Raw genomic sequence first — 24,303 nt, 5'->3', positions numbered from 1 at the left:
AGCTTTTAAAATGTCGCTTTTCGATAAGTAACGAGCCTGACACGCGATCATGCCGGGTTGCTACCTATGGAATTATAATTATTTCTTACGGCAGTATTCTGCGATAACGTACATAGATTGGCCGCCATTCGCTTTACCAGAAACAAGTTTAGGGTCGTCGCCGATGCTGATGCCACGGATAACTGTACCTTGTTTGATCACTTGGTTAGTGCCTTTCACTGGTAGATCCTTGATTACCGTTACGTCGTCACCTTTTTTAAGTTCAACGCCGTTGCAATCGAATGGTTTGTCGTCAGCAGACATTCCTTGCATTGCCCAGTTCATTTGCTCTTCTTCCATGTACATCATGTCTAGCGCATCTTGAGCCCAGCTTTCAGTATTTAGGCGAGTAAGTTGGCGCCAAGCAGTAACTTGTACTGCCGGTACTTGGCTCCACATGCTGTCGTTTAGACAACGCCAGTGGTTAATGTCTTTAGGTTCGTCGATTTCACCCAGACATTTGTCGCAGACCATGATGCCGTAATCTACTGTCACGTGGCTGTGCGGAGGAACAGCGTATGCCGTTAATGGCGCATCAGCAGCGCATAATTCACATTTCGATTGGCAGCGTTCTAGCATAGTAGATTCAGAAGACATAATGGACTCACATATATTAGGTGTTAATAACGCGGCTATTATGCACTTTATCCTCCTAAATGAAAGGGCTATTACCGAACGCAAGCGTTTAACCGAGTGGTTTTTACTTTAAATTGACTAAAGTTCAGCAGCTTGTAAACAGCTGCGTACCAAAAAGGTTAAACATGACACTGTCACATAACACAACTCACTTTACGCTCATTCTCATAGAGGTCATAATCCCATCCGATTCTAAATAGGTAAGGAACAAGATTTGGAACTGCTTTCAATTGATTTTTTGGGTAAGCCTCTTCGGTTAGAAGGTTCGATGGCTGGATGGCAACAGCTTTTTTGGAACAACCAGTTGGTTTCTCAGCTCGATGCAGATGCAGACAGAGGGGATGAGGATGTCCATGAATTTACGTTGTCAGATGGAGAACAACAGCTACATTGCCGGTTAGAGTCTACGGTTAGTTGGCAACCTTTTTCTTTTTCGTACCAAGTGTTGCTTAATGACCAAGTGGTAACTGAAGGAAATAGAGATACTCAAGATATTGAACGTCAGAAGCCTTACAATCCACCTAAGGCGGAAAGAAAGTTTAGCGTCATCGGTTTAGCGTCACTTGCCTTAAAGGCATTTAAAAGCGCTAAGCTAATTAAAGTCGCGCTGGCTTCTGCCAGCCTGGCCGCTTATTCGTGGCTGTTTTCATTCCAATTCGCGATATCGCTAATTGCCTGCTTGGTTATTCATGAATATGGTCACGTGAGAGCCATGAAGTATTTTGGCATGAAAACAAAAGGCATCTATTTAGTTCCTTTCCTCGGTGGCCTTGCTCTTAGTGATGAGAAGATAAACACTCGTTGGCAAGATGTGGTGATTTCAATAATGGGGCCGTGTTTTGGTTTCTTCTTATCGCTACTTTTACTGTGTATTTATCTCGTCACAGGAAACATGTTTTTTGCTGGGCTTGCTGCGTTCAATGCCTTTCTTAACCTATTTAATTTGCTTCCGATATTACCGCTAGACGGGGGACATATCCTCAAGAGCATCAGTTTCTCGATGAACAGTGTTACCGGCATTACATTATGTACATTAGCGGCGTTGGGTGGTGTTGTTCTTAGCTATTCGCTTGGGTTAACCCTGTTTGGTTTGTTGCTTGTGATGGGAACATTAGAGATCGTACTTGAATGGCGTTCGAGACATCAAAGTCATTTGCTGCCGCTTGATCGCTACGGACAAATTGTCGCTGCGCTTTGGTACGTTTCGTTAGTCGGTGGTTTGATTAGCATTATCTGGTTCTTTGCAGGAACAGGCGATACTTTATTACAGTTACCATTGCAAATACTAGGAACTTAACGTGTTTCTATGTTTGTCAGTGACAATACATAAATAAGGCCTATGCAATGCAAGGAGTAAGATTCAAATTGTGTGGAAGGTGTCTTAACTAAGAGTTTTGACGGCTTCCTAACGGTTGAGTGTTTGCACTTTGTTATTGGAACTGTTTAAGCTGGGACTCTCTTTCTTTACGCAAATATGGGAGTGCGAATGAAGTCAATAGGTTTACTTGGGGGAATGAGCTGGGAGTCCACCTTAACGTACTATAAGCTGCTCAATGAAGGGATAAATCAACAGCTAGGTGGCCTACATTCTGCAAAGATCCTGCTAAATAGTGTTGATTTTCATGAGATTGAAGCACTTCAGCATCAAGGCCATTGGGAAGAAACGGCCACGATTCTAACGAAGGCCGCTCAATCCGTAGAGCAAGCTGGCGCTGAGTTCTTAATGATTTGCACAAATACAATGCATAAAGTTGCCCCTCAAATCGAAGCATCTGTCTCTATCCCTTTACTTCACATTGCAGATGCAACGGGTGAAGCACTGGTGCGCCAAGGGATCACCAAAGTCGGATTACTCGGTACTGTATTCACGATGGAGCAGGATTTCTATAAGCAAAGGTTGGTTGATAAGTTTGGTATTGAAGTTTTGGTGCCAAATGGAGTGCAGCGTAAATTAGTTCACAACGTCATTTATAATGAACTTTGTCGTGGAACAGTTACTCGTCGTTCTAAGCATGATTTCCAAACGATCATCGACGATCTGTCCGCTGATGGCGCACAAGGGGTGATTTTAGGTTGTACTGAAATTGGAATGCTTATTTCAGATCAAGATGCATCTATCCCAGTTTTTGATACAACGAAAATTCATACTGATGCAGCGATTGCGTTGGCGCTGTCATGAAGAAATTATCGGTTGCAGAGATCCAAGCAGAGCAAACGTTAGCCATTCGTCAACAAGTCCTTTGGCCAAGTAAAGCATTATCAGAGCTGAAGGTAGCTGGTGATGATGCCGCTTGGCACCTCGGTGGTTTTTCTGATGGCCAATTGTCTTGTGTCGCATCATTTTATTTCTCTGATCATGAAGTTAGGTTACGAAAATTCGCGACCCTTGATACGTTTCGAGGACAAGGGCTTGGTAGTGTCGTTTTAGAGCATGCATTAGCACGATTTAAGCAGCGTGGAGTGACGTTGTTTTGGTGCGATGCTAGAGAAAATGCGATTGGCTTTTACCAGCGTTTTGGGTTAACGGTTGAAGGAGAGCGTTTTTACAAAGGCGAAGTTCCTTATTTTAAAATGATCCTTAAACTGTGAGGCTATTTTAATTTGAACGGATGTCGCTTTATGTTGGTCATTTTATCGCTTTCGCATTCATTGATCTTGGTAATCATTACGTGAGGTGCTATACCCTTCATTGTTGATTAAACCAACAAGGATATAACAATGAAAAAGAGAATCTTGCTCGCAGGACTGATGCTTCCTTCAGTTGCGGTTTCAGCGTCAGCACTCAACGTAGAAATGATAGACCTTGCCTCAGGTGCGCCAGTTGGCCATATTGTGGTTGAACAAACTGAATATGGCACAACGTTTACACCGTCGCTTAAGAATGTATCGACAGGTCTACATGGCTTTCATATACATCAAAACCCTTCCTGTGATAGTGCAGAAAAAAATGGCAAAACTGTGCTAGGTGGCGCAGCTGGTGGTCACTATGATCCTGAGAAAACCGGTAAACATGGTCACCCTTGGACTGACTCAAACCATTTAGGGGATTTACCGCCACTGTTTGCTGATGAAAAAGGTGACGTTAACCAACCAGTTTTAGCTCCAAGGGTTAAACTTGCCGATTTGAAAGGGCGCGCTTTAATGATTCACGCTGGTGGGGATAACCACTCCGATCATCCCAAACCTCTTGGTGGTGGTGGTGCTCGCCTTGTCTGTGGTGTAATCAAATAAAAAATGGGAGCCTGTATGGCTCCCAAACTTGTTGAGCAGTGGCGTACTCAGAATGAAATTATTCTTGTGCAAACTTGTAAGTTCGATATCCACCCAATAGATTCTTGGCTTTAAAGCCGTTGTTGACTAACTGGCGGTACGCAACGTTACCACGTAACCCAACTTGGCAATAAATCACAATTTCCTTGTCCTTCGGCAGCTCGTTCATGCGACGACGAAGCTGATCTACAGGAATATTGATGGCACCCTTTATAAAGCCGACATTTTCTAGTTCACTAGGATTGCGCACATCAAGCAAAACTTGGCTGTCATTTAAGGTATCAATTTCGTCAAAATGAATAGGGGTTGAATCACCCTTAATTATGTTACTCGCAACAAAGGCGGCTTGGTTAATTACGTCTTTTGCACTGCCATATGGGGGAGCGTAGGTTAATTCTAGGTGCTGTAACTGTTCTACCGTCATTCCTGCTCGCTGAGCAACGGCCATCACATCAATACGCTTATCCACACCGTCTTTACCTGTAGCCTGAGCACCTAAGATTTTGCCTGTTTTTGGGTCAAACAGCATTTTGAATGAGACAATTTCGGCACCTGGGTAATAGCTGGCGTGGCTCGCGGTATGGACATAGACTTTTTCGTAGTCGATACCTTCGGCCTTTAATTGCTTTTCATTTTTCCCTGTAGATGCGATGGCGAGATCGAAGATCTTACAAATCGCGGTGCCTTGTGTACCTTGGTAGGTTTCTTGTCTGCCGAGCATATTGTCAGCGGCGATACGGCCTTGACGATTAGCTGGTCCTGCAAGCGGAACAAGGGTTTGACGCTGGGTTACAAAGTCTTTGTCTTCAACAGCATCGCCCACAGCATAAATGGATGGGTCGCTTGTCTGCATTAACTCATTGGTATAAATACCACCAAGCGAACCGATTTGAAGGCAAGCTTCTTGAGCTAACTTAGTTTCTGGGCGCACGCCTATCGCCATAATGAGAATATCGGTGGTCAGAGTCTCGCCATTATTCAAAGTTAAATTGAGTTTGCCTTCTATGTGCTGGTGTTCTTCATTCTCACCAGAACCGATACTCGCGATATGTTTGTTAGGAAGGAACTCAACAGTCTCTAATGCGACTCCAAGGCGGAGTTGGATACCTTTTTCGCGTATTTCAGCGTGAGCAAAGCCTGCCATTTCACGATCAACCGGAGTCATAACTTGGTCAGCCATTTCAATCAGCGTTGTTTTGATGCCAAGTTGGTGGAATGCTTCCATCATTTCAAGTCCGATAAAACCACCCCCGACAACGGTCGCATGTTCGGGTTTATTCATCTGTATTGTGTGGAGGATACGATCCATATCCGGAATATTACGAAGTGAATGGGTGAGTGGGTTATTAATGCCAGCGATTGGCGGAATAACTGGGCCAGCGCCGGGGCTTAGCAGCAAGAAATCATAAGACTCTTGGTACTCTGTACCGTCCAATAAGTTTTTCACACGAACGGTTTTATTTTGGCGATCAATGCTAAGGACTTCGTTCATCACACGCACGTCGACATTAAAGCGAGATAAGAAGCTTTCTGGGGTTTGTAGAAGTAACTTACTACGATCCTGAATATCGCCACCAATGTGGTAAGGCAAACCACAGTTAGCAAATGAAACAAATTCGCCACGTTCAAACATGATGATTTGAGCATCTTCACTCAAGCGTCGAGCGCGTGCTGCCGCTGATGCACCACCGGCGACACCACCTACGATTACGATTTTAGTCATTGATAACTCCAATTATTTAAAGCCTAATTTCTTGAAGAAAAGAGCAGCAGGGCAAAAACCAGTAAAGGCGCTTTGTATCAGGTTAACGCCGATGAACACTGTGAACCAAATAAATCCACTATGCACGGTGAGTGTCAATAACACCGAGATCAAAACCATTAATCCTGCGAACACGCGTACGACATTTTCTAGTGACATGACTCTGCTCCTTACCATTCATTTCAAAATCTATAAGAACTATAATTTCTTAAATTAGAAAAGTCTAATGTTAAATTGTCTAATTTCACTCAAGCTAAATTAGTCTTGACTAAATAATGTTATTTAGTAAGCTCTAAATTAATAACTTTTAGAAATTTATAATGGTAAGAAGTCATGGATATAGCAGAAATGCAAAGTAACGCTACTGAAGCGGCCGATCTTCTAAGGATCATGGCACACCCTGATCGCCTTATGGTGTTGTGTCAGCTTACACAAGGTGAGGTTGGGGTCGGTGCATTGCAGTCTGGTTCCAATTTAAGCCAATCCGCGTTTTCGCAGCATTTAACGGTACTTCGTAAGCACAATTTGATCTGTGCGCGCAAAGAATCACAACAAGTCTTTTATTCACTTGCTGACCCAAGAGTTGAGGCCCTAATTCAAAGCCTACATTCAATTTTTTGTGGTCATGAAGTGTAATTAGTAGAGGTAGAAAATGGAATTAATCATTCCTTGGGAATCACTGCTGGGTGGAGTTTTACTGGGAATTTCAGCGTCAATTTTGTTACTCGTTAATGGAAAGATCGCCGGCATAAGCGGCATTGTGAACGGGTTATTTATCTCTAAAAAGGGGGATTACTCATGGCGGCTACTGTTTGTCGGTGGAATGATGGTTGGCGGTGTGTTTAGCGCGTTCTTGCTTGGAACGACAGTGCCGACATTGTCAGAAACCCCACTGCCTTTGATCATCATTGCAGGTATGTTAGTTGGCTTTGGAACCCGTATTGGTAATGGTTGTACAAGCGGTCATGGTATTTGTGGTATCGGCAGGTTGTCGAAGCGCTCCATTGTTTCAACATGCATTTTTATGTTGGTAGCTGGACTGACTGTTTACGTTCGTTTGCATCTACTTCCAGTGTTATGAAAAGAGAAGATTTTGAAATGAATAAGAATATTTTCCGTTTTTCTGCACTATTGTCAGGCGTATTGTTTGGCTCTGGAATGGTGGTATCAGGGATGATAGACCCTGAGAGGGTCATTGGTTTCCTTGATGTTATGGGCAGCTGGGACCCAAGTTTGGCATTTGTTATGGGCGGTGCATTAGCGGTGTTTCTACCATGTTATTTCATGGTAATTAAACCGAGAAAGCACAGTTTATTGGGCAATGAGTTGTGCATACCAACCAAGACAAACATTGACAATAAACTAATTTCAGGTGCAGCACTCTTTGGACTTGGGTGGGGACTTGTTGGTATTTGTCCGGGCCCAGCCGTGACCAGTTTAGCATTAGGCAACACGAATATTGTGTTGTTTGTTATTTCTATGGTTACAGGGTCACTGATGGCAAGGCTTATTTTCGGAAAAACGGACAAGAGATTCAATGTTGCATGAGTAAACCAACTTAGTACATTTGCCGATTCCTTATGGAGGTAACATGGAGTTACATCAACAGCAGGGACGTTTTATTCATAGCGTGATGGTGAGTTATTTTCCGCCGATACTTATTGTATTAATGGTCGTAATTGGTGTTGCAGCGCTTTGGTTAACACCAAAAGAAGAAGACCCACAAATTGTCGTACCCATGGCGGATGTTTTAGTTTCAGCTCCGGGATTAAGAGCGGCGCAAGTGGAAAAGCAAGTTACCGAGCCCCTAGAGAAATTATTGAGCCAGATTGATGGCGTTGAGTATGTGTATTCGTCTTCAATGGAAGGTGCCGCTCAGGTTATTGTGCGCTTTTATGTTGGTGAGCAGCGAGAACAGGCACTGGTCAAGCTGTATAACAAACTCTATTCAAATCAAGATAAAATCCCGCCGGCGGTGACAAATTGGTTGGTAAAACCCATCGAGATTGATGATGTTCCGATCGTTGTTGCCGCTTTATACAGCACAAACAGTGATCAAGTAGATCGTCATCAGTTAAAGCGAATTGCAGACCAAGCGACACTTGGCATTAAATCCCTTAAAGAAACCAATTCTGTTCAGGTTGTTGGAGGTGAAGCTCGCGTTATCAATGTCGAACTTGATCCCGTTGCGATGGCAAATTTCAATGTATCAATCGACGACTTAAAACATGCTCTTACCTTATCTCACGCCAAACAAAATGCAGGACATATTCAAGTCGAGGGTAGGCACTACCAGATCGAATCAGGCGGGTTGCTGTCTAATGTGACTCAAGTAAATAACCTCGTGGTGAGTGTAATTAATGGGAAGCCTGTCTATCTACGCGATGTTGCAACAGTGAATGATACGGCGAGAGAAGCGACGAGTGACACGTGGTTTCGCGAGGCTGAGAGTGGGCAGGAATATCCTGCGGTTTTTATCTCTGTTGCTAAGCAAAAGGGTTCCAATGCTGTTGATGTTGCTGACAATGTCCTTAAGCAACTGGCGCATCTAAAAAACACTCAATTTCCGGATGTGGTGGACATCGAAATTATTCGAAATTATGGGCAAACTGCTAACGACAAAGTATCGAACCTAATTTTGAGCCTTGGGATCTCAATACTCACAGTTGTGGTGTTCGTGGGGTTGTTCTTAAATTGGCGTAGTGCACTTGTTGTAGCGATTGCGATCCCGCTTAGCTACGGCGCTGCTCTAGGTATGGATTTGCTTTTTGGCTATTCAATAAACCGTGTCACATTGTTTGCTTTGATTCTGGCTTTGGGTTTGATCGTTGATGATCCCATCGCAAGCATCGACAACATTGAACGCTATCTAAAACGTAAAGATCTCTCTCGGACAAAAGCAATTGTCTATGCCATGGTCGAAATTCGTAGCGCACTGCTTATGTCGACTGTTGCGATTGTCATTGTGTTCTTACCCATGTTCTTCATAACCGGGATGATGGGACCGTATATGGGGCCACTAGCATTCAACGTGCCTGTGAGCGTCATATTCAGTACCTTGGTGGCATTCTTAATCACCCCCTGGCTTGCGAGCAAGATCTTGGTTGCTGCTAAAGCGCGTGGTGATCATCAAATTGAATCGACGCTTTTGTTTAAACTCTATCACAAGCTATTACTCCCATTATTACAAAGCCGAGCCAAAGCGTGGTCTTTTCTTGGCGTTGTTGCGCTGTTATTTGTTCTTGCTGCATCGCTTCCTGCGTTGCGCTTGGTGCCGTTAAAACTGTTGCCTTACGACAACAAAAATGAATTTCAGATCGTAGTCAATATGCCCGAATCCAGCAGTTTTGTTGATACCTCAAATGCACTTCGAGGCTTTTCTGACTATTTGGTTGATGTGCCGGAAGTTATTTCGGTATCGGGTTTCTCGGGCGTGGCATCCCCAATGGACTTTAACGGTATGGTTCGACATTACTTTATGCGTAACCAGCCACACCAAGGGGAACTTAGAGTCGTACTGGCTGAAAAGGTATATCGACAAATGCAATCACATGAGATTGTTACCCGCTTACGTAATGATTTAGAAACGATCGCTAAGCGCTATGATGCTGAAATTCAAATTGTCGAAGTGCCACCGGGACCGCCGGTGATTGCAACTATTACGGCTGAAGTCTATGGACCGCCATCGATGAGTTATGAAGTGCTACAACAGCAAGCGCATATTGTCGCAAATCGATTACAGAAAGAACCATTCGTGACCGAAGTAGATACCAGTTCTCCGGGAACATTGGAGCTATGGCAATTTGTTATTGACCAAGAAAAAGCGGCGCTTTCTGGTGTCTCAATACAGGACATCAACGCCACAATTAAGGCTGCGAATGATGGTGTGGTGCTGGGGTATTTACAAACGAAACGAGAAGTTGAGCCATTGCCAATTGAGGTTCGTTTACCTGCAGAGCAAAGAGACAAACTCGATGCATTGTTACAGCTGTATGTGCGTGGCCAAGCCGGTGTTGTAAAGCAGTTTAAAAATGGCGCTGTGATAGATGCGCCTCAGCCCTTGGTTCAACTCAGTGAAGTTGGCCAATTTATAAAGCGTTCGGTAGATAAGCCGATTTATCACAAAAACCTTAAGCCAGTTGTTTACGTGTATGCCGAATCAGTGGGGCGGGTCCCGGGAGAGATCGTCGCTGATGTATTGGCTGATCAAGGAGAAAGCAAATCATCAACACCTTGGGAAAGCCGTACCTATCTGAATAATGGCGGTGGGGATGAATGGCAGGTTGCTCCGGACGTAGAAGTGATATGGAGTGGTGAAGGGGAATGGAAAATTACCGTTGATGTATTCCGTGATTTAGGTATTGCTTACGCCGCAGCACTACTTGGTGTGTTTATTGTTATGTTAATTCAAACAGGCCTGCCTGCCGTGTCTGGCATCATCATGCTCGCAATACCTTTGACAGTGATTGGTATTATGCCCGGTTTTTGGTTGTTGAACGCAATAAGCAGCGATATCAACCAGTATCCTAATCCTGCACTTTTTACGGCTACAGCGATGATCGGGATGATCGCATTAGCTGGTATTGTGGTGCGTAACTCGCTGGTATTAATTGAGTTTATTCAACAATCTTTACGTGCAGGGCTACGCCTGCATGATGCACTTGTTCAATCTGGCGCAGTACGTATGAGACCAATTCTCTTGACTGCGGGAACCACTTTGCTAGGTAACATTGTCATTACGTTAGATCCGATCTTTAACGGGCTTGCATGGGCGATCATCTTTGGAATCGCAGCATCAACTGTTTTTACCTTACTCGTTGTACCTGTGGTGTATAACCTCGCGTACCAGAATCAGCTAGGGCACGGATTGCCTACCAAGGAGGAAGCATTATGAAACTGAATAATCGCTGGCTAGGCGTCGGGCTGTTTGCGGTGTTAGTGGTGCTGTTTTACTACATGGCGGATGGGTTTAGTGAAAAACTGCCGACGGAACGCCAAGTGACTCGTCATGATCACTCAAAATATGAAATCATTACCCTTAAAGAGCAGCTCATAAAACGAGAGCGAACATTTCCTGGCGTGGTGGTTGCCAATCAACAAGCCAATATTTCTGCGAGATTAACGGCGAATATAGCGGATGTGTTAGTTAATGTTGGTGACAACGTCACTAATGGTGATGTGCTACTTAGGCTTGATAGCGGTGATTTAGATGCACGCGTAGCCCAAACAGAACAAGCGCTTGCTTCAGTACAAGCACAGTTAAATAATGCTCGCAAAGAGTTTGTAAGGGTTAAAGAGTTGGTGGCGAAAAAGCTTGTTTCTCAATCTCAATTTGATCAAGCGATAAGCGTTCTACAAACCGCACAGGCGAATTTTAACCAAGCCCAAGCAGCGGTAACTGAAGCGGAAACCACTTTTGGTTACAGCATTATTACGGCACCATTTGACGGTGTCATCACGTATAAATCTGTTAATGAAGGTGATACCGCAACACCCGGCAGCAAATTACTCAGTCTTTATAATCCTCAATCACTTCAAGTTGAAGTAAATGTCTCGGAATCTGTTATGCCATATCTAGAATTGGGAATGAGGGTAATGATTGGTTTTCCCACGTATGAGTATAAAAAAGAAGGACAAGTGATTGAGATTACGCCTGCGGCCGATGCTGGTTCCCGAAGTTACATGGTCAAGTTATCGTTTAAGAGTGATGACGCGTTATATCCTGGAACCTATGCCCAAGTGAGTATTCCTTTAGATGAACAACGTGAACTCTACGTTCCACTCAACGCTGTTTATCAAGTTGGGCAGTTGGATTATGTGAAAGTGTTGAATGGCGAGAAGCTTGAGACTCGCTTAGTTCAACTAGGAGAAGAAGGACGAGTACGGAAAGGACTCATCGTAGGGGACAACGTGGTGTTGAACCCCCAACCTCAATAGACTTACTTTAACTTGGTGCTAACGGGGCAATGATCGCTAAGTTGGTAGTCTAAAACTTGCTGTGTTTTATAGGGTACTTGCTTAGCCTGAGCCGCATTTAGATCTGAACTCACAATGATATGGTCAATTACCGCACGAAATTGATGTGATTTGTGCGGGGATGACTTAGAACGAACTTTACAGCTTGCTTTCGTGTTGCGTGTGGTTAATTGAGCACTGTTATTCTGGGCGATACTTTCCCACAACCAATCTTTTTTGTACGCCATATTGTGGTTGAAATCACCAAGGATAATATATTGCTCGTTTGCTTTTTCTCTTTGTTTAATCCAATCATTGATCGCTGCGCCCTGAGCTTTTAATTTACGACAGCTCTTATTGTTGTTGTATGCGCCGCTGCAACCCGCTTTCAAATGAACCGATAAGGCATGAATCGGAGTCGGGGTGTTGTCAAAAAGAATAATATAGCTGCCAAAGCGCAGTTTACTATTTGCCGATGTTGCTAAACGTACGTCGCCAACATCTTTAACCGAGATATCTTTACGTACGGCAAAGCCCGTGTATTGGTTTATGTCCCTGAATTGGTTATTGCGGTAAGTTTTGTTTGCGCGATCAGATAGAAAAACCTGATAACCTTTACCAACAACTTCCTGTATTGCGTCTGCACTGTCGACTTCTTGAAAAGCAAGCACATCACTTTCAAGCTTGTTCCAATGTGAATTCAATACTTCAAAGTCTTTACTGGTTCTATGGGATTCTTCAATTTTGTTTGAAGGCGCTAGCGTCAACCACTCTAAATTCCATGAGGTAAAAGTCGTAGAGGGTGTTGCTGCATAAGTACTAGTGTGGATAAGGCAGGCACTAGCAAAAACAAGTCTAATTATCGTATTTTTCATAACAAGTAATCTAAAATTTTGTTCCAGCCTTTATCTTACAAGACCTCGAAAAAATGCAAGCAAAAAACATGTAATTTTTGCTGTTTGCAGATATTTCTTAGCAAGTGAGATCCGCTGCACTAAGATCGATTTGATCTTAATCTGGTACCGCGTTTTGTTGATCTAAATCAATACTTTTATATGGTGCTTCTCGTTAAATACGCCACAACATGTAGTGTCAGTAGAATAAAAAATAACCCTATATAGTGTGTTTGTGGATAACTCTGTGAGTATGCTGGGGTAAGGAGAAAAAGTGAAACCAATCGTAATCAAGCGTGACGGCTCTAGAGCTCCGTTTAACAGGGATCGTATTCAATCTGCAGTTGAAGCGGCAGCAGAGCATGTCGATAAGGAAATCGCGATTTACGCTTTAAATGTAGCGTTAGCTGTAGAACTAAAGCTTAAAGACTACGATGAAGTTCATATCCACGAAATTCAGGATTTGGTCGAAAACGAACTAATGCAAGGACCATACAAATCACTTGCACGTTCTTACATCGAATATCGCCATGATCGAGATATTGCCCGCGAAAAGCAAAGCGCACTTACTCGTGAAATCGAAGGCCTTATCGAAGAAAGCAATGTCGACCTTATCAACGAAAACGCAAACAAAGACGGTAAAGTGATTCCAACACAACGTGATTTGTTAGCGGGTATCGTTGCGAAACACTACGCGAAAACGCATATTTTGCCACGTGATGTCGTTCAGGCACACGATGTGGGTGACATTCACTACCACGATCTCGACTACGCACCGTTCTTCCCTATGTTTAACTGTATGCTTATCGATCTTAAAGGCATGCTTACGCACGGCTTTAAAATGGGTAACGCAGAAATTGATACACCGAAATCAATTTCTACAGCAACAGCAGTAACAGCACAGATCATTGCTCAAGTAGCAAGCCACATCTACGGCGGTACAACCATCAACCGTATTGATGAAGTACTAGAACCGTACGTGATGACAAGCTACGAGAAACACCTAGAGATCGCAAAAGAGTGGAACATTTCTGAACCAGAAGAGTTCGCAAAAGCGCGTACTGAGAAAGAGTGTTACGACGCGTTCCAATCGCTAGAATATGAAGTAAACACGCTGCACACGGCAAACGGTCAAACACCATTTGTAACGTTTGGCTTCGGTCTTGGTACAAGTTGGGCATCACGTCTTATTCAGAAATCGATTCTGAAGAACCGTATTGCTGGTCTAGGTAAAAACCGTAAAACAGCGGTATTCCCTAAGTTAGTATTCGGCATCAAAGATGGTTTGAACCACAAGTCTGAAGATCCAAACTACGACATCAAGAAACTGGCACTTGAGTGTGCGTCTAAGCGTATGTATCCGGACATTCTTAACTACGACAAAGTCGTAGAAGTAACGGGTTCATTCAAAACGCCAATGGGTTGTCGTAGCTTCCTTGGTACTTACGAAGAAAATGGTGAGCTAATCCACGAAGGCCGTAACAACCTAGGTGTTGTGAGCTTAAACCTTCCTCGTATCGCAATTCGTGCAAACGGCAGCGAAGAGAAATTCTACGAACTGCTTAATGAGCGCCTAAATCTTGCTCGCAAAGCGCTAGAAACGCGTATTTCTCGCTTGGAAAACGTAAAAGCTCGTGTTGCTCCAATTCTTTACATGGAAGGAGCATGTGGTGTTCGTCTGAAAGCAGACGATTCTATCGCAGAAATCTTCAAAAATGGTCGAGCTTCCATTTCTCTTGGCTACATCGGCGTACACGAAACAATCAACGCATTGTTTGGTACAGAAGCGCACGTATACGATGATGTTGTGCTACGTGAAAAAGCAGTAGCAATCATCAAGCACCTAAAAGAGACGGTGAACGGTTGGGCAGAAGAAACAGGTTACGGTTTCAGCCTATACGGCACACCAAGTGAAAATCTATGCAGCCGTTTCTGCCGCATCGATGCGAGAGAGTTCGGTGTGATTAAAGGTGTAACAGACAAAGGTTACTACACCAACAGTTTCCACCTTGATGTAGAGAAGAAAGTAAATCCATACGATAAGATCGATTTCGAAATGCCTTACCCAGAAATCTCTAGCGGTGGTTTCATTTGTTACGGAGAGTTCCCAAATATGCAGCGTAATGTCGAAGCGCTAGAAAATGTTTGGGACTATAGCTACTCACGTGTTCCGTACTATGGCACAAATACACCAATCGACGAGTGCTATGAATGTGGTTATATGGGCGAATTCGATTGTACGAGTAAAGGTTTTACCTGCCCAAGCTGTGGTAATCATGATTCGACAAAAGTTTCCGTAACACGTCGTGTATGCGGATATTTAGGAAGCCCAGATGCGCGTCCGTTTAACTTTGGTAAACAAGAAGAAGTTAAGCGCAGGGTGAAGCACCTGTAATCATTTGAGTGTTCAAGCCGCTTCGAAACTATCGTGGCGGCTTATTTTTGTTTTTACTTTATAGAAATTTACGATGAACTATCACCAGTATTACCCAGTTGATGTTGTTAATGGCCCGGGAACACGTTGTACCTTGTTTGTTTCTGGTTGCATTCATCAATGCAGAGGGTGCTACAACCAGTCTACTCAGAGGTTAGATTCTGGTACGCCGTTCACTAAGGAAGCTGAAGATAAAATCATTCAAGACCTTAATGACCCAAGAATCAAGCGCAAAGGTTTGTCGTTATCCGGGGGAGACCCACTGCATCCGGCTAATGTGGCTGATATTCTAAAGCTTGTTAAACGAGTGAGAGCAGAGTGCTCTCCAGAGAAAGACATTTGGGTATGGACAGGGTATACACTTGCTGAACTAAACGACGAACAGCGTGAGGTGTTGGATTACATTGATGTTCTTATCGATGGTAAGTTTGAACAAGAGAAAAAAGATTTAAACCTTGAATGGCGTGGTAGCGCGAATCAAATTATCCATCGGTTCAAACTGTAAGCGTCATTTATTCGTAGAATAATCTCCGGTTTTGCATGATATGGTTAAGTAATTGTTAAGGACAACGATTCTTTATTCTATTTTATTACTCACCAATAAAATTTTAATTCTCGATCTTTTCATTAGATGGTAAGTTGAGTCTCACTAACTGAATTTCAAAGGGTTGTGACTTTCATGTTTACTCACTTATCTACTCCAACATTGGATCCTATTCTCTCTTTATCCGTTGCATACCGTAACGATCCCCGTAGCGAAAAAGTAGACCTTGGCATTGGTGTTTACAAAAATAGCGACGGTGAAACACCGGTGATGCAAGCGATCAAACAAGCACAGGACATTGTTGTCGAGACGCAAAAAACCAAATCTTATGTCGGTCTTGCTGGTTGTGAAGAGTTTAATCAGTCCATGATCGATCTCCTACTTAGTGGAACTTCAGCGATGGATCGTGTCGCAGCGATTCAAACTCCGGGGGCAAGTGGTGCATTACGGATGCTTGGTGACCTAATGAAAGTCGCTCAACCAAACACCACCGTTTGGATTTCTAATCCGAGCTACGTTAACCACAAACCAGTGATGGAAGCGGCGGGGCTCAAGGTTAAGTTCTATTCCTATTTTAGTTACGAAACAAAGCAAGTGGACACGGCACGTATGCTTGAAGAGCTTGCAACGGCAGGGCCTGAAGATGTGGTTTTACTTCATGGCTGCTGTCATAACCCAACTGGTGCTGATATCGATTTCTCAGCATGGCAAGCCATTACTGAACTTGCGCAAAAGAATGGTTTTACTCCATTTGTCGATATTGCTTACCAAGGGTTGGGCCATAGCCTCGAAGAAGATGCAAAGGGCCTACGTTTTATGGCTGATAACGTAGAAGAAATGTTGATCACAACTTCGTGCTCAAAAAACTTTGGCTTGTACCGTGAGCGTACTGGCGCAGCGATTGTTGTGGGTAAAAAGCAACAAGATGTTGATAATGCAAAAGGCAAACTTCTAACCTTAGCGCGCGCGACTTACACCATGCCGCCCGATCATGGTGCAGCTTTGGTGAAAACAATCTTACAAAGTTCCCAGCTAACAACGGTTTGGAAGCAAGAGTTGTGTGAAATGCAGCAACGATTGTTAAACCTGCGTAAAACGTTGTGTAATGAATTGAGAATTACACACAATACTTCACAATTCGATTTTATTGAAAGCCACAAAGGCATGTTTACTATGCTAGGCTTTAGCCAAGATCAAATGGCCCAACTGCGTGAACAATATGGTATTTATGGCGTAGGAGATGGCCGAATTAATATCGCTGGTTTAACGGAAAAGGACATTCCATACGTTGCCAACGCGATAATCAACATAGCGTAAGCATTTGTGGTTACTCGGTGTAAACTGTTAGCGAGTAACGCTGATTTAAATGTTTTGTGTGATTAGGTGATTGAATGAAAAAGAATTGGAAAGCCCTTGTCCCATTATTTTTAACTACAGGTTTAGTGGCGTGTGCTACGACCGCACCAGAGACGACAAGTCCGGATCAACAGGAAACTCGTGTCGAACAACCTGTTAAACAGACTAAACCGGCACAAAAAGTTGTTACAGAACCAGTCGTTGAAGTGGAAGCAAAGAAAACGTCTGACGGTAAGCTTATCTTAGGTGAAAAAGAATGGGTGTTTGTACCTGGACTTGAAGAAAACTTTAGAGCTCGTGTTGATACTGGTGCAACAACGTCATCCATCTCAGCCGTTGATGTTGTTCCGTTTGAACGTGATGGACAAGATTGGGTCAAATTTAAAATTGAACATGATGGCATCAAGAGTAAAGAGATTGCACTGCCAGTGGAACGTTGGGTGAAGATCCGACAGTCTAGCGCCGATAAAACGCAGAGAAGGGCGGTTGTTATTGCTTGGATTCAAATTGGTGACTTAAAAGAAAAAACTGAATTTACATTAGCAGACAGAACCCACCTGACATTCCCACTATTGCTGGGAAGAAGCTTCTTTAAAGACGTTGCTGTAGTGGATGTGAGTCAGCAGTACATTCAAGACAAACATAAGAAATAAAAAGAAACCCGCTTAATGCGGGTTTCTTTTTATCTTGTTACTGAATTTCTAACAATTCAATATCGAAGATCAGCGTAGAAGCTGGTGGGATAGGGCCGGTACCATTTTTTCCATAACCCAGTGTACTAGGAACAAAAAGACGAATCTTCTGACCTTCAACCATGTATTGCACACCTTCTTGCCAACCTTTGATCACTTGATTCAAACCAAATGCGATAGGTTCGTTACGCTCTACAGAGCTGTCAAACACGGTGCCATCGATTAACGTACCGTGATAGTGAACTTTTACGCGGCTAGTTGCTGTAGGGTGAGCCGTTCCAGTACCTTCTTGTAACACTTGGTATTGCAAACCACTTTCTGTCGTGATCACACCTTCTTTCTTTGCATTTTCAGTAAGAAAAGCCTGACCTTCGGCAAAGTTTTGATCTGCGACTTTGTGGTTGTTCCATGTGCGGTAGATAAAGAAGGCCGCTAGAACAAAGATGACAATGGGAAAAATGATTTTAGACATAAATTCTATCCGTTGAATTATTGCTTAGTTAGGTAATTAATTGTGTTTGCGATGCTTTCGATATTTTTGTGTCCAGATGTCAAAAGCATGTATTTACCGTTAACGATGAACGTCGGTACCGCGTTGATCTCGCCTTTAACAGAAACTTCTTGAGCGACTTTCATCAACTTAAACAACTGCTTTTGTTGCTCTTCATTGAGCTCGTAAGGGCTAACCAAGTTGCGAGAGTGGAACGCTTCTTCTATCGCTTGACGACGTTCAGTTAAGGTAGAACCTTCACCCATTTGTATCGCTGCGAATAACTCATTCATCATCTCGTGATCTGGATTTTTGTTTAGCTGCATCACTGCGGTGTAAAAGATCATGGCACCGATTTGAGCACTTTCGTTGAAAGTAACATGGACCTTTCCAATCTCTTGGCTGGTAAGCTCTTCCAATTGTGGGATTACACCTTCCATCTTACGGCAATGGCCACAGTTAAGAGAAAATACTTCAGTAACTTGAGGAAGACGGTACGTTGATAGGTTTGCAGGAAGTTGCTGATATTGTTCGCCTTCTTTTGGTGTGGTTGTGTCTGAACAACCAACAAGAAGAGCTCCTGCAGCCAGCGTTGCAGTAAAAAGCGAAAGAACTTTTTTCATAATTTTCGTCTTATTTTAGGTAAGTTGCATTAAGTGCAATGTGTATTTTACCTTGTCAAATCCATACCGAAAAGCGAACGGTGCAAAAAATATGTAAATGTCTTGGCCTGATAAGTTTCGACTTCGACTATGCTCAGGCATAGATACATTTGGAAATCATATAGTGCGATATAATTAAAGAAATACTGAGATTGCCGATATAGAACTTGTAGTGTGATGAATTGAACGGTGAATCGATGAAATATGCGGCGCTTCCACTCTTATTACTTTTGACAGGTTGCGGAACATTACCGCCAGATATGGCGTTAATGGGCGATAGAATGCTCGACACAGCGCCAAAGGGCGATCTCGATGTGATGCACCCTGAGTGGGGTTATGCTCCTAAAACGACCGTTGCAGGAGTGCAAGGGCCTTTTGGACAACAAAGAACGAAGAGCTACAGTTCCTTACAAAACTTTCTATTGAGTAAAGGCGTCGATTACGAAGTATTGCCGGGCAATCACGTTATGGTAAAGCTTAAAGAAACCATCAAATTCCAAACTGGTTCTTCAATGGTCTCACCAGAGTCTTCGTACTGGCTTGATATCGTCGGTAGCTATTTATCAACCCAGCCGGGAATCGATATTGTGATTGATGGTCACGCAGATGCAACCGGAGCCCCAAGTTTTAACGACAACTTATCATTGAAGCGTGCCAAAGCAGTAAAAAGCCAACTAATTAGAAATAATGTAGCGATGAATTCGATTTACACGCGCGGCTATGGTGAATATGTACCGGCATGTAGCAATAGAACCAAAGCTGGAAAAGCATGTAACCGCCGTGTTGAAGTCTTTTTTGTTATGTCGAATAACTGATGTGATTGTGTAGAGCAGGGAAGATGGATAAAAGTCGCTCACTAAATGCTTTTTAGTGTGATTCAAAGAAGCATTCCTTTGCTGGAATAGGGCTTCTTCAAATCCAATCAGAGTTAGAGCTTAAAACTAGTACAAAGCTTTTAAAGTTTGCGAGAGTGATCGCAAAATTATTGATAATGAATCATTAGATAAGAAGGCTCCAGATGGAGCCTTTGTTTTTAATGCGTTTCATAAGTTTATTAAGTACGTCTTTTCTTTGGGCAAATTTTTGCCTCCGCCTTTTGCAAGGTATGATGTTTATATTAAGGGTGGCGACTTACTGCTTTTTCCATACATTAAAACGGTGAATGTGGATGAAACTATTCAAATTATTTTTTAAAAGCCTACTTATTTCATCCGGTGTGTTTTTATTGCTTTTGTTTGTCTTAGCTTTTTGGAGGCTCTCTGGCTTATTTGGTCAGAACCTCAATCAAGGCGGTGATGCATATTTTGATCTCGCTCCTGATGGACAATACATGACCATGCGTGTGTATTTTCAAAATGACGAAAGCCTTATCCACTTGGTTTTAAATAAAGAGAAAGAAGTTATCTACGTATCGACGTTTCGTGATGAAGAAGATGCCCCTCGTAAAAGCCCTTTATGGATGAGTTATGACGGTATACATGTTCAAACGTATGATTATGTGACGATGTCATATATGACAGAAGTTCCTCTTCCTGTTCCATTCTATGAACGTTGGTATGCGTGGCTGTTTATGACTGTCAGAAACGTTGATTTCGACAAACTTGAAATGATACCCGATTGATTGATGAAACAATTCAGATCTATTTTTAAATATTTAATGGGCATTTTATTTGTTCTACTTGTTCTTATTTTCTTTTTCTGGAATACGTCAGCACTAATTGGTAAAGATCTAAACCAAGGTGGTAAGGCGTACTATAGTTACGCTCCAGATGAACAATATATGGCAATAGAAGCATACTTTCAGGGTGAAAGGCCTTTGCACCTAGTCTTAGACCAAAAGAATAACGTTATATATGTGGCTAAAGTTGGAGATGAGGAAATCTCTCTTCTCACTATAATCTGGAGTGACTCTGGCGATAAGCTTGCCACGTCGTATAATAATGTAAGAATGTCCTATATGACAGAAATTCTTCTTCCTGTCCCGTTTTATGAACGTTGGTACGCATGGCTGTTTATGACTGTTAGGAACGTGGATTTAGATAAACTTGAAATGATCCCCGGTTGATCGATGAAACAATTCAGATCTCTTTTTAAATATTTATTATGTGCGCTATTTATTCTACTCGTTCTCACTTTCTTTTTTTGGAATACATCGGCGTTAGTTGGTAAAGACCTAAATCAAGGTGGTCAGGCATATTATGACTACGCACCAGACAAGCAATATAAGGCTATGGAAGTCTACTTTCATGATGAAAGACCTCTTCAATTAGTTTTGGATAAAGAGAGTCGTATCATTTATGTCAAAAAAATTTCGGACGAAATGGATGTATCTCGCTTGGGCCCGATATGGTTAGGTCAGAATCAAACTGATACAGAGTATACTGGTGTATCAATATCTTATATGACAGAGATTCCTCTTCCAGTCCCGTTCTATGAACGTTGGTATGCGTGGTTATTTATGACTATTAGGAATGTGGATTTGGATAAACTTAAAATGATTTCTGATTTCTGATTTCTGATTTCTGATTTCTGATTTCTGATTTCTGATTTCTGATTGATGGGATATGCGGCTGTATATAAATTACAGTACAGGTAGCCATCAAAGACCACTTTTACAGAAGTAAACTAACTTATTGATTTAAAAATATGCGTCTATACAAGCTAGGAAAAAATAACCAACAAGTGGTAATCCCCCCAAAACACTAAATGTTCCTAACCAATACCAAGATTTGCGCCTATAAGTAATTAATAGGCATATGATTAATAAAGGTATATTGATTAACCCTAGAATAGGTAAGAGCATTAATCCCGGATTCTCACCAAAAAACAAAGATACTAGATTAGGTAATTTTGCAAACCAAAACCATACAGAAGCAAACCACATAGCAATGAGTGAAAATGCAATAGTTCTAAAGTTCCCTCGCTGCATCAATATAAGTCCTTAATTTTAAAATTAATCTTCGTAATAAAAGGCTGAAACTCATAACCTTTATAGTGCTATAGTAAATACCATGATCTAAAGCCTGACAACAGCTCAAATTTGTTTGCTAAGCCTTTAATAAAACGTTTAAACAGGTTTCGATCTGTAGCAAGCAAATTAGGGTGGTTAATATCATTCGAATCTAAACCGAAATGGTCTTGTATTTCGTATTTGAACTCACCTCTGATTTTATTTCCTTTATATTCAAGCTTATTGTCATATACCCGCATAGCCCATATACAATGGACATTTAAAACAGTGCCGTCAAGGAGGTCATCAAATTGTGGTAAAGGGGCACCTTTATTTTTTTGTAGGCATGTATGCGCTTGATTTATCTAATATGTCATTTCCCAGTAAACCGTCATAGAACAGGCAACAAGCCATAAAGAATGCACGTAAGAACGTAAACACTGTATTGAGATGCGCAACAGCAAACACATCGAATGAACCGTAATTAGCAAAACCAAAAGAAACGGTCTAGGCCGCGAAGAGGCAACTCTAATCCAAAGATAAAAGCGGTATGGGGACAGATTGCAAAAAAGTTTAACGGACAAGGCTTACAAAGAGTTTCAGCGCTTTGCGGAGGCTTGGCTTTGTGGATTGGCAGCCCTAATGAAGCTATAGTTAAGTGCGCATTATGTGGTGTGAATTATGTTGAGTGGTTTGCTTTAGCCTAGAACGCGCAAAGGGTGGGCGAGTAAACTGCTCATTGTCGGTGCTTGCACCGTACATGCCGAGAGGGAGAATCGCTTTGAAGTGAATAGCCCGTAACATAATTCCCATAATGTCGCACTAAGCCGGTGACTCTAAGAATCTGAGTTTGTTATGCAATGACATACTTCTAGCTGAGGTATGTCATTTTTTGACGTACTAGCCCCGCAGGGAAATAATCCTTGCGCCCTTGGGCGAAACTGGGGGTCGGCCAGTTTGATTATTTGGGTGGGCAGCCCCGCAGGGAAAAGAGAGTGCGAAGCGCGAACGAGGCACCGAGCCACACTCATAGTTTATCCTTGGCACTAGTTCAGACTGGCGAGTGTTTCTAACTGCCAATGTCCAACCTTAGAAAAACACACCTCCTTCCTGCCAGAATCAGCCTCGCAGAGCCTATCCGCGTCAAAGGCTCTTTCTGCTACTGCAACCCTCTCACTTTCCGGTTTCTACCTTCGCTCTCCTCACAGCCTCGCTGACCGCAGTTTGCGCCGCTCCGCGAGCGCGGGCTGCGGGCGGTGAGGTTAGGCGAAGCCACATACTTTAATAGTGGCTTTTAGTCCCAATATGGGAGTTTTAGTCTCTCGGACCTTATATAGGAAGGGGGTTCTTGAATTTTATTTGGGAGATAGTTAAAAAAATTTTTACCACCTCAGGGTTGTAAAAATATTTTACCGCTATAAACTGAAGTTATTACATTTTCGGGAGGGAGTATGAATAGCGGTTTTTTCTTAAACAAGCTTTTAAAAATGGATTTGTCCCAATATAACCTTAAGTCCATTCATAAGCTTGTTCTTATCTATATGGTTAGTCGTTCAAATAACGGAAGGCGGGTTGATTTGACTATAGGTGACTTGATGTCTCTTTGTTCAGCTACTAAGCCAACCATTATTAATGCGATTAAGCATTTAGAGTCGGAAGGGGTTGTTTTGGTTGAGAAGAGTGCGGGACAAGCTAGCTCTTATCGAATCAATATTGATTTTACAGACTCTCTTTCTGAGCAGCTTCTTAGTTATTTGAATGGTGAGACAGATGTGCCACCAGAACTTGATTTAAAATCGCCATCTGAACACATGAGAAAACAGGATATTTCAAGTACTGATGTGGGTCGTCAAATTTTGGGGCTTGTATCAAAGGACTAATATTTACGCCGTAAAAGGCAAAAACGAAGGGGATGTTGCAGCATCCCCGACTAATCAGTAATAAACCAGCATAGGAACATTACCATGAATCAAACTATTACAGACAAATCATTGAACATCAATACAGACAACGTTGTTTCCATTCCTTTGGATAAGAAAAATTCATGCGAAAACTTTCCGTGGGATCTCTCTTTGGATAATTTGGAGTCTATGGCTAGTGACTTGGAAAGTTATGCGTTATTTGTTCAATCAGATGCTTGTTCTCAAAGCCCACAAATACAAGAGCAAGTTTTTGAAGCCATGCTTTCAAAGATTGATGCGTTGCAGACGACTCTGTCTTTTATTCGTATCTCCCAGACTGAACATTCATCGCAGAGTTTGGCTTTGGCTGTTCATCAGTAAGTGGGAGTTTTTGTGTATCTGACGCGCGGATTTGAAAATCGTGTTAGTAGTTGGCTTATTTTCCGCTTGTCTGGCTCTCTGAGCCTACGAAAGCAAGCTTTCTAGTGTCAGAGTCCCATATTTTTTTAAAGCGCTTAGTGCGCATTATGTATATTATGTTAAATGGTGTATTTAAATCCTGAAGGCTCTATCAAAGATAACTCCTCTCTCTTACTTGCTGTATGTGAATTGAACATAATGGATTTACCATAAAATACCTAATAATCAGTTTTATTATCTGACGATATAATCTGATTATTAGCCGAGTCACTTTTGTATTGGATGTAGTTGCTGTTCTT

At 42.4% G+C, this 24,303-nt stretch carries 26 protein-coding genes and 1 pseudogene; 20 read left to right on the top strand and 7 right to left on the bottom strand.

What is annotated here, in order from left to right; genetic code table 11:
- Nucleotides 1-78: 78 nt before the first annotated feature.
- On the bottom strand, nt 79-636 hold the full coding sequence (locus ACQEXS_RS07270) for a PhnA domain-containing protein (protein ID WP_367989880.1): 558 nt from the start codon (nt 634-636) through the stop codon (nt 79-81).
- Between the two features lie 253 nt (nt 637-889).
- Here ACQEXS_RS07270 and ACQEXS_RS07265 point away from each other — a divergent pair, with 253 nt between their 5' ends.
- From ACQEXS_RS07265 to sodC, 4 genes are all read left to right on the top strand, one after another.
- Nucleotides 890-1,972: a site-2 protease family protein gene (locus tag ACQEXS_RS07265; RefSeq protein WP_427013337.1), complete on the top strand. Its 1,083-nt coding sequence runs from the start codon at nt 890-892 to the stop codon at nt 1,970-1,972.
- A gap of 189 nt (nt 1,973-2,161) precedes the next feature.
- Nucleotides 2,162-2,854: an aspartate/glutamate racemase family protein gene (locus ACQEXS_RS07260; RefSeq protein WP_367989876.1), complete on the top strand. Its 693-nt coding sequence runs from the start codon at nt 2,162-2,164 to the stop codon at nt 2,852-2,854.
- Nucleotides 2,851-3,264 (top strand): GNAT family N-acetyltransferase, encoded by a 414-nt coding sequence (locus ACQEXS_RS07255; protein WP_427013336.1) that lies wholly within the window; start codon nt 2,851-2,853, stop codon nt 3,262-3,264. The genes ACQEXS_RS07260 and ACQEXS_RS07255 overlap by 4 nt, the downstream gene beginning before the upstream one ends.
- A gap of 129 nt (nt 3,265-3,393) precedes the next feature.
- Nucleotides 3,394-3,906: a superoxide dismutase [Cu-Zn] SodC gene (gene sodC, locus ACQEXS_RS07250; RefSeq protein ID WP_427013335.1), complete on the top strand. Its 513-nt coding sequence runs from the start codon at nt 3,394-3,396 to the stop codon at nt 3,904-3,906.
- 58 nt (nt 3,907-3,964) lie between these two features.
- On the opposite strand, the gene ACQEXS_RS07245 is transcribed toward sodC, so the two are convergent.
- A complete protein-coding gene (locus tag ACQEXS_RS07245; protein ID WP_427013334.1) occupies nt 3,965-5,668 on the bottom strand; it encodes an FAD-dependent oxidoreductase in 1,704 nt (567 codons plus the stop codon).
- A 12-nt stretch (nt 5,669-5,680) separates the two neighbouring features.
- Nucleotides 5,681-5,866 (bottom strand): YgaP family membrane protein, encoded by a 186-nt coding sequence (locus tag ACQEXS_RS07240; protein WP_427009559.1) that lies wholly within the window; start codon nt 5,864-5,866, stop codon nt 5,681-5,683.
- Nucleotides 5,867-6,040: 174 nt separating this feature from the next.
- Between ACQEXS_RS07240 and ACQEXS_RS07235 the strand changes: the two genes are divergently transcribed.
- The 5 genes from ACQEXS_RS07235 to ACQEXS_RS07215 are packed head-to-tail and all read left to right on the top strand — an operon-like array spanning nt 6,041 to nt 11,644.
- The gene (locus tag ACQEXS_RS07235; protein ID WP_427009560.1) at nt 6,041-6,343 is read left to right on the top strand and encodes a metalloregulator ArsR/SmtB family transcription factor; all 303 of its coding nucleotides are present in this window, start codon (nt 6,041-6,043) and stop codon (nt 6,341-6,343) included.
- 16 nt (nt 6,344-6,359) lie between these two features.
- Complete coding sequence (locus ACQEXS_RS07230) at nt 6,360-6,788, top strand: YeeE/YedE family protein (RefSeq protein ID WP_427013333.1); 429 nt, start codon at nt 6,360-6,362, stop codon at nt 6,786-6,788.
- A gap of 17 nt (nt 6,789-6,805) precedes the next feature.
- Nucleotides 6,806-7,255, top strand: a complete 450-nt coding sequence (locus ACQEXS_RS07225; protein WP_427009562.1) for a DUF6691 family protein — start codon at nt 6,806-6,808, stop codon at nt 7,253-7,255.
- 43 nt (nt 7,256-7,298) lie between these two features.
- On the top strand, nt 7,299-10,601 hold the full coding sequence (locus tag ACQEXS_RS07220) for an efflux RND transporter permease subunit (RefSeq protein WP_427013332.1): 3,303 nt from the start codon (nt 7,299-7,301) through the stop codon (nt 10,599-10,601).
- A complete protein-coding gene (locus ACQEXS_RS07215; RefSeq protein WP_427013331.1) occupies nt 10,598-11,644 on the top strand; it encodes an efflux RND transporter periplasmic adaptor subunit in 1,047 nt (348 codons plus the stop codon). Before ACQEXS_RS07220 ends, ACQEXS_RS07215 begins: the two co-directional genes overlap by 4 nt.
- 2 nt (nt 11,645-11,646) lie before the next feature.
- Here the strand turns inward: ACQEXS_RS07215 and ACQEXS_RS07210 are convergent, their stop codons facing one another.
- A complete protein-coding gene (locus ACQEXS_RS07210; protein ID WP_427013330.1) occupies nt 11,647-12,537 on the bottom strand; it encodes an endonuclease/exonuclease/phosphatase family protein in 891 nt (296 codons plus the stop codon).
- A 292-nt stretch (nt 12,538-12,829) separates the two neighbouring features.
- On the opposite strand from ACQEXS_RS07210, the gene nrdD reads away from it, so the two are divergent.
- The 4 genes from nrdD to ACQEXS_RS07190 all read left to right on the top strand — a co-directional run bounded on the left by nrdD (nt 12,830) and on the right by ACQEXS_RS07190 (nt 17,542).
- Nucleotides 12,830-14,950: an anaerobic ribonucleoside-triphosphate reductase gene (gene nrdD, locus ACQEXS_RS07205; protein WP_427013329.1), complete on the top strand. Its 2,121-nt coding sequence runs from the start codon at nt 12,830-12,832 to the stop codon at nt 14,948-14,950.
- A gap of 73 nt (nt 14,951-15,023) precedes the next feature.
- Nucleotides 15,024-15,494: an anaerobic ribonucleoside-triphosphate reductase-activating protein gene (nrdG, locus tag ACQEXS_RS07200; RefSeq protein ID WP_427013328.1), complete on the top strand. Its 471-nt coding sequence runs from the start codon at nt 15,024-15,026 to the stop codon at nt 15,492-15,494.
- Between the two features lie 174 nt (nt 15,495-15,668).
- Nucleotides 15,669-16,850 (top strand): aromatic amino acid transaminase, encoded by a 1,182-nt coding sequence (locus tag ACQEXS_RS07195; protein ID WP_427013327.1) that lies wholly within the window; start codon nt 15,669-15,671, stop codon nt 16,848-16,850.
- Nucleotides 16,851-16,924: 74 nt separating this feature from the next.
- A complete protein-coding gene (locus tag ACQEXS_RS07190) occupies nt 16,925-17,542 on the top strand; it encodes an ATP-dependent zinc protease family protein (protein ID WP_427013326.1) in 618 nt (205 codons plus the stop codon).
- 37 nt (nt 17,543-17,579) lie between these two features.
- Here ACQEXS_RS07190 and ACQEXS_RS07185 read toward each other — a convergent pair whose 3' ends face one another.
- Entirely contained in the window at nt 17,580-18,053 is a 474-nt protein-coding gene (locus tag ACQEXS_RS07185) for an FKBP-type peptidyl-prolyl cis-trans isomerase (RefSeq protein ID WP_367989860.1), read from the bottom strand.
- Nucleotides 18,054-18,070: 17 nt separating this feature from the next.
- Nucleotides 18,071-18,694 carry a thiol:disulfide interchange protein DsbA/DsbL gene (locus ACQEXS_RS07180; protein ID WP_427013325.1) on the bottom strand — a complete coding sequence of 208 codons (624 nt, stop codon included), beginning with the start codon at nt 18,692-18,694 and terminating at the stop codon, nt 18,071-18,073.
- A gap of 236 nt (nt 18,695-18,930) precedes the next feature.
- Between ACQEXS_RS07180 and ACQEXS_RS07175 the strand changes: the two genes are divergently transcribed.
- The 4 genes from ACQEXS_RS07175 to ACQEXS_RS07160 all read left to right on the top strand — a co-directional run bounded on the left by ACQEXS_RS07175 (nt 18,931) and on the right by ACQEXS_RS07160 (nt 21,245).
- On the top strand, nt 18,931-19,548 hold the full coding sequence (locus tag ACQEXS_RS07175) for an OmpA family protein (protein WP_427013324.1): 618 nt from the start codon (nt 18,931-18,933) through the stop codon (nt 19,546-19,548).
- A gap of 353 nt (nt 19,549-19,901) precedes the next feature.
- Nucleotides 19,902-20,354, top strand: a complete 453-nt coding sequence (locus ACQEXS_RS07170; protein ID WP_427013323.1) for a hypothetical protein — start codon at nt 19,902-19,904, stop codon at nt 20,352-20,354.
- Nucleotides 20,355-20,357: 3 nt separating this feature from the next.
- Nucleotides 20,358-20,798 (top strand): hypothetical protein, encoded by a 441-nt coding sequence (locus tag ACQEXS_RS07165; RefSeq protein ID WP_427013322.1) that lies wholly within the window; start codon nt 20,358-20,360, stop codon nt 20,796-20,798.
- Between the two features lie 3 nt (nt 20,799-20,801).
- Complete coding sequence (locus ACQEXS_RS07160) at nt 20,802-21,245, top strand: hypothetical protein (RefSeq protein ID WP_427013321.1); 444 nt, start codon at nt 20,802-20,804, stop codon at nt 21,243-21,245.
- 485 nt (nt 21,246-21,730) lie between these two features.
- Here the strand turns inward: ACQEXS_RS07160 and ACQEXS_RS07155 are convergent, their stop codons facing one another.
- Complete coding sequence (locus tag ACQEXS_RS07155) at nt 21,731-22,048, bottom strand: DUF3289 family protein (protein WP_427013399.1); 318 nt, start codon at nt 22,046-22,048, stop codon at nt 21,731-21,733.
- A gap of 171 nt (nt 22,049-22,219) precedes the next feature.
- Between ACQEXS_RS07155 and ACQEXS_RS07150 the strand changes: the two are divergent.
- The 3 genes and pseudogenes from ACQEXS_RS07150 to ACQEXS_RS07140 all read left to right on the top strand — a co-directional run.
- Nucleotides 22,220-22,390, top strand: a pseudogene (locus ACQEXS_RS07150) (DUF3693 domain-containing protein); the annotation flags it as partial.
- Between the two features lie 744 nt (nt 22,391-23,134).
- Nucleotides 23,135-23,563, top strand: coding sequence for a helix-turn-helix domain-containing protein (locus ACQEXS_RS07145; protein ID WP_427013320.1), 429 nt, complete (start codon nt 23,135-23,137; stop codon nt 23,561-23,563).
- An 84-nt stretch (nt 23,564-23,647) separates the two neighbouring features.
- Nucleotides 23,648-23,965, top strand: coding sequence for a hypothetical protein (locus tag ACQEXS_RS07140; protein ID WP_427013319.1), 318 nt, complete (start codon nt 23,648-23,650; stop codon nt 23,963-23,965).
- Nucleotides 23,966-24,303 lie beyond the last annotated feature (338 nt).

This window comes from Vibrio sp. TRT 17S01, from assembly GCF_050113695.1.
GTDB lineage: Bacteria > Pseudomonadota > Gammaproteobacteria > Enterobacterales > Vibrionaceae > Vibrio.
This window is presented reverse-complemented; position numbering and strand designations above follow the sequence as displayed.

What these genes read in the sequence shown, in the direction of transcription:
- ACQEXS_RS07165 (WP_427013322.1), top strand. Translation starts at nt 20,358, where the DNA reads ATGAAACAATTCAGATCTATTTTTAAATATTTAATGGGCATTTTATTT.
- ACQEXS_RS07170 (WP_427013323.1), top strand. Translation starts at nt 19,902, where the DNA reads ATGAAACTATTCAAATTATTTTTTAAAAGCCTACTTATTTCATCCGGT.
- ACQEXS_RS07230 (WP_427013333.1), top strand. Translation starts at nt 6,360, where the DNA reads ATGGAATTAATCATTCCTTGGGAATCACTGCTGGGTGGAGTTTTACTG.
- ACQEXS_RS07225 (WP_427009562.1), top strand. Translation starts at nt 6,806, where the DNA reads ATGAATAAGAATATTTTCCGTTTTTCTGCACTATTGTCAGGCGTATTG.
- nrdG (WP_427013328.1), top strand. Translation starts at nt 15,024, where the DNA reads ATGAACTATCACCAGTATTACCCAGTTGATGTTGTTAATGGCCCGGGA.
- ACQEXS_RS07235 (WP_427009560.1), top strand. Translation starts at nt 6,041, where the DNA reads ATGGATATAGCAGAAATGCAAAGTAACGCTACTGAAGCGGCCGATCTT.
- ACQEXS_RS07185 (WP_367989860.1), bottom strand. Translation starts at nt 18,053, where the DNA reads ATGTCTAAAATCATTTTTCCCATTGTCATCTTTGTTCTAGCGGCCTTC.
- ACQEXS_RS07160 (WP_427013321.1), top strand. Translation starts at nt 20,802, where the DNA reads ATGAAACAATTCAGATCTCTTTTTAAATATTTATTATGTGCGCTATTT.
- ACQEXS_RS07190 (WP_427013326.1), top strand. Translation starts at nt 16,925, where the DNA reads ATGAAAAAGAATTGGAAAGCCCTTGTCCCATTATTTTTAACTACAGGT.
- sodC (WP_427013335.1), top strand. Translation starts at nt 3,394, where the DNA reads ATGAAAAAGAGAATCTTGCTCGCAGGACTGATGCTTCCTTCAGTTGCG.
- ACQEXS_RS07270 (WP_367989880.1), bottom strand. Translation starts at nt 636, where the DNA reads ATGTCTTCTGAATCTACTATGCTAGAACGCTGCCAATCGAAATGTGAA.
- ACQEXS_RS07260 (WP_367989876.1), top strand. Translation starts at nt 2,162, where the DNA reads ATGAAGTCAATAGGTTTACTTGGGGGAATGAGCTGGGAGTCCACCTTA.
- ACQEXS_RS07175 (WP_427013324.1), top strand. Translation starts at nt 18,931, where the DNA reads ATGAAATATGCGGCGCTTCCACTCTTATTACTTTTGACAGGTTGCGGA.
- ACQEXS_RS07255 (WP_427013336.1), top strand. Translation starts at nt 2,851, where the DNA reads ATGAAGAAATTATCGGTTGCAGAGATCCAAGCAGAGCAAACGTTAGCC.
- ACQEXS_RS07215 (WP_427013331.1), top strand. Translation starts at nt 10,598, where the DNA reads ATGAAACTGAATAATCGCTGGCTAGGCGTCGGGCTGTTTGCGGTGTTA.
- ACQEXS_RS07145 (WP_427013320.1), top strand. Translation starts at nt 23,135, where the DNA reads ATGAATAGCGGTTTTTTCTTAAACAAGCTTTTAAAAATGGATTTGTCC.
- ACQEXS_RS07140 (WP_427013319.1), top strand. Translation starts at nt 23,648, where the DNA reads ATGAATCAAACTATTACAGACAAATCATTGAACATCAATACAGACAAC.
- ACQEXS_RS07220 (WP_427013332.1), top strand. Translation starts at nt 7,299, where the DNA reads ATGGAGTTACATCAACAGCAGGGACGTTTTATTCATAGCGTGATGGTG.
- ACQEXS_RS07245 (WP_427013334.1), bottom strand. Translation starts at nt 5,668, where the DNA reads ATGACTAAAATCGTAATCGTAGGTGGTGTCGCCGGTGGTGCATCAGCG.
- ACQEXS_RS07195 (WP_427013327.1), top strand. Translation starts at nt 15,669, where the DNA reads ATGTTTACTCACTTATCTACTCCAACATTGGATCCTATTCTCTCTTTA.
- ACQEXS_RS07210 (WP_427013330.1), bottom strand. Translation starts at nt 12,537, where the DNA reads ATGAAAAATACGATAATTAGACTTGTTTTTGCTAGTGCCTGCCTTATC.
- ACQEXS_RS07180 (WP_427013325.1), bottom strand. Translation starts at nt 18,694, where the DNA reads ATGAAAAAAGTTCTTTCGCTTTTTACTGCAACGCTGGCTGCAGGAGCT.
- ACQEXS_RS07240 (WP_427009559.1), bottom strand. Translation starts at nt 5,866, where the DNA reads ATGTCACTAGAAAATGTCGTACGCGTGTTCGCAGGATTAATGGTTTTG.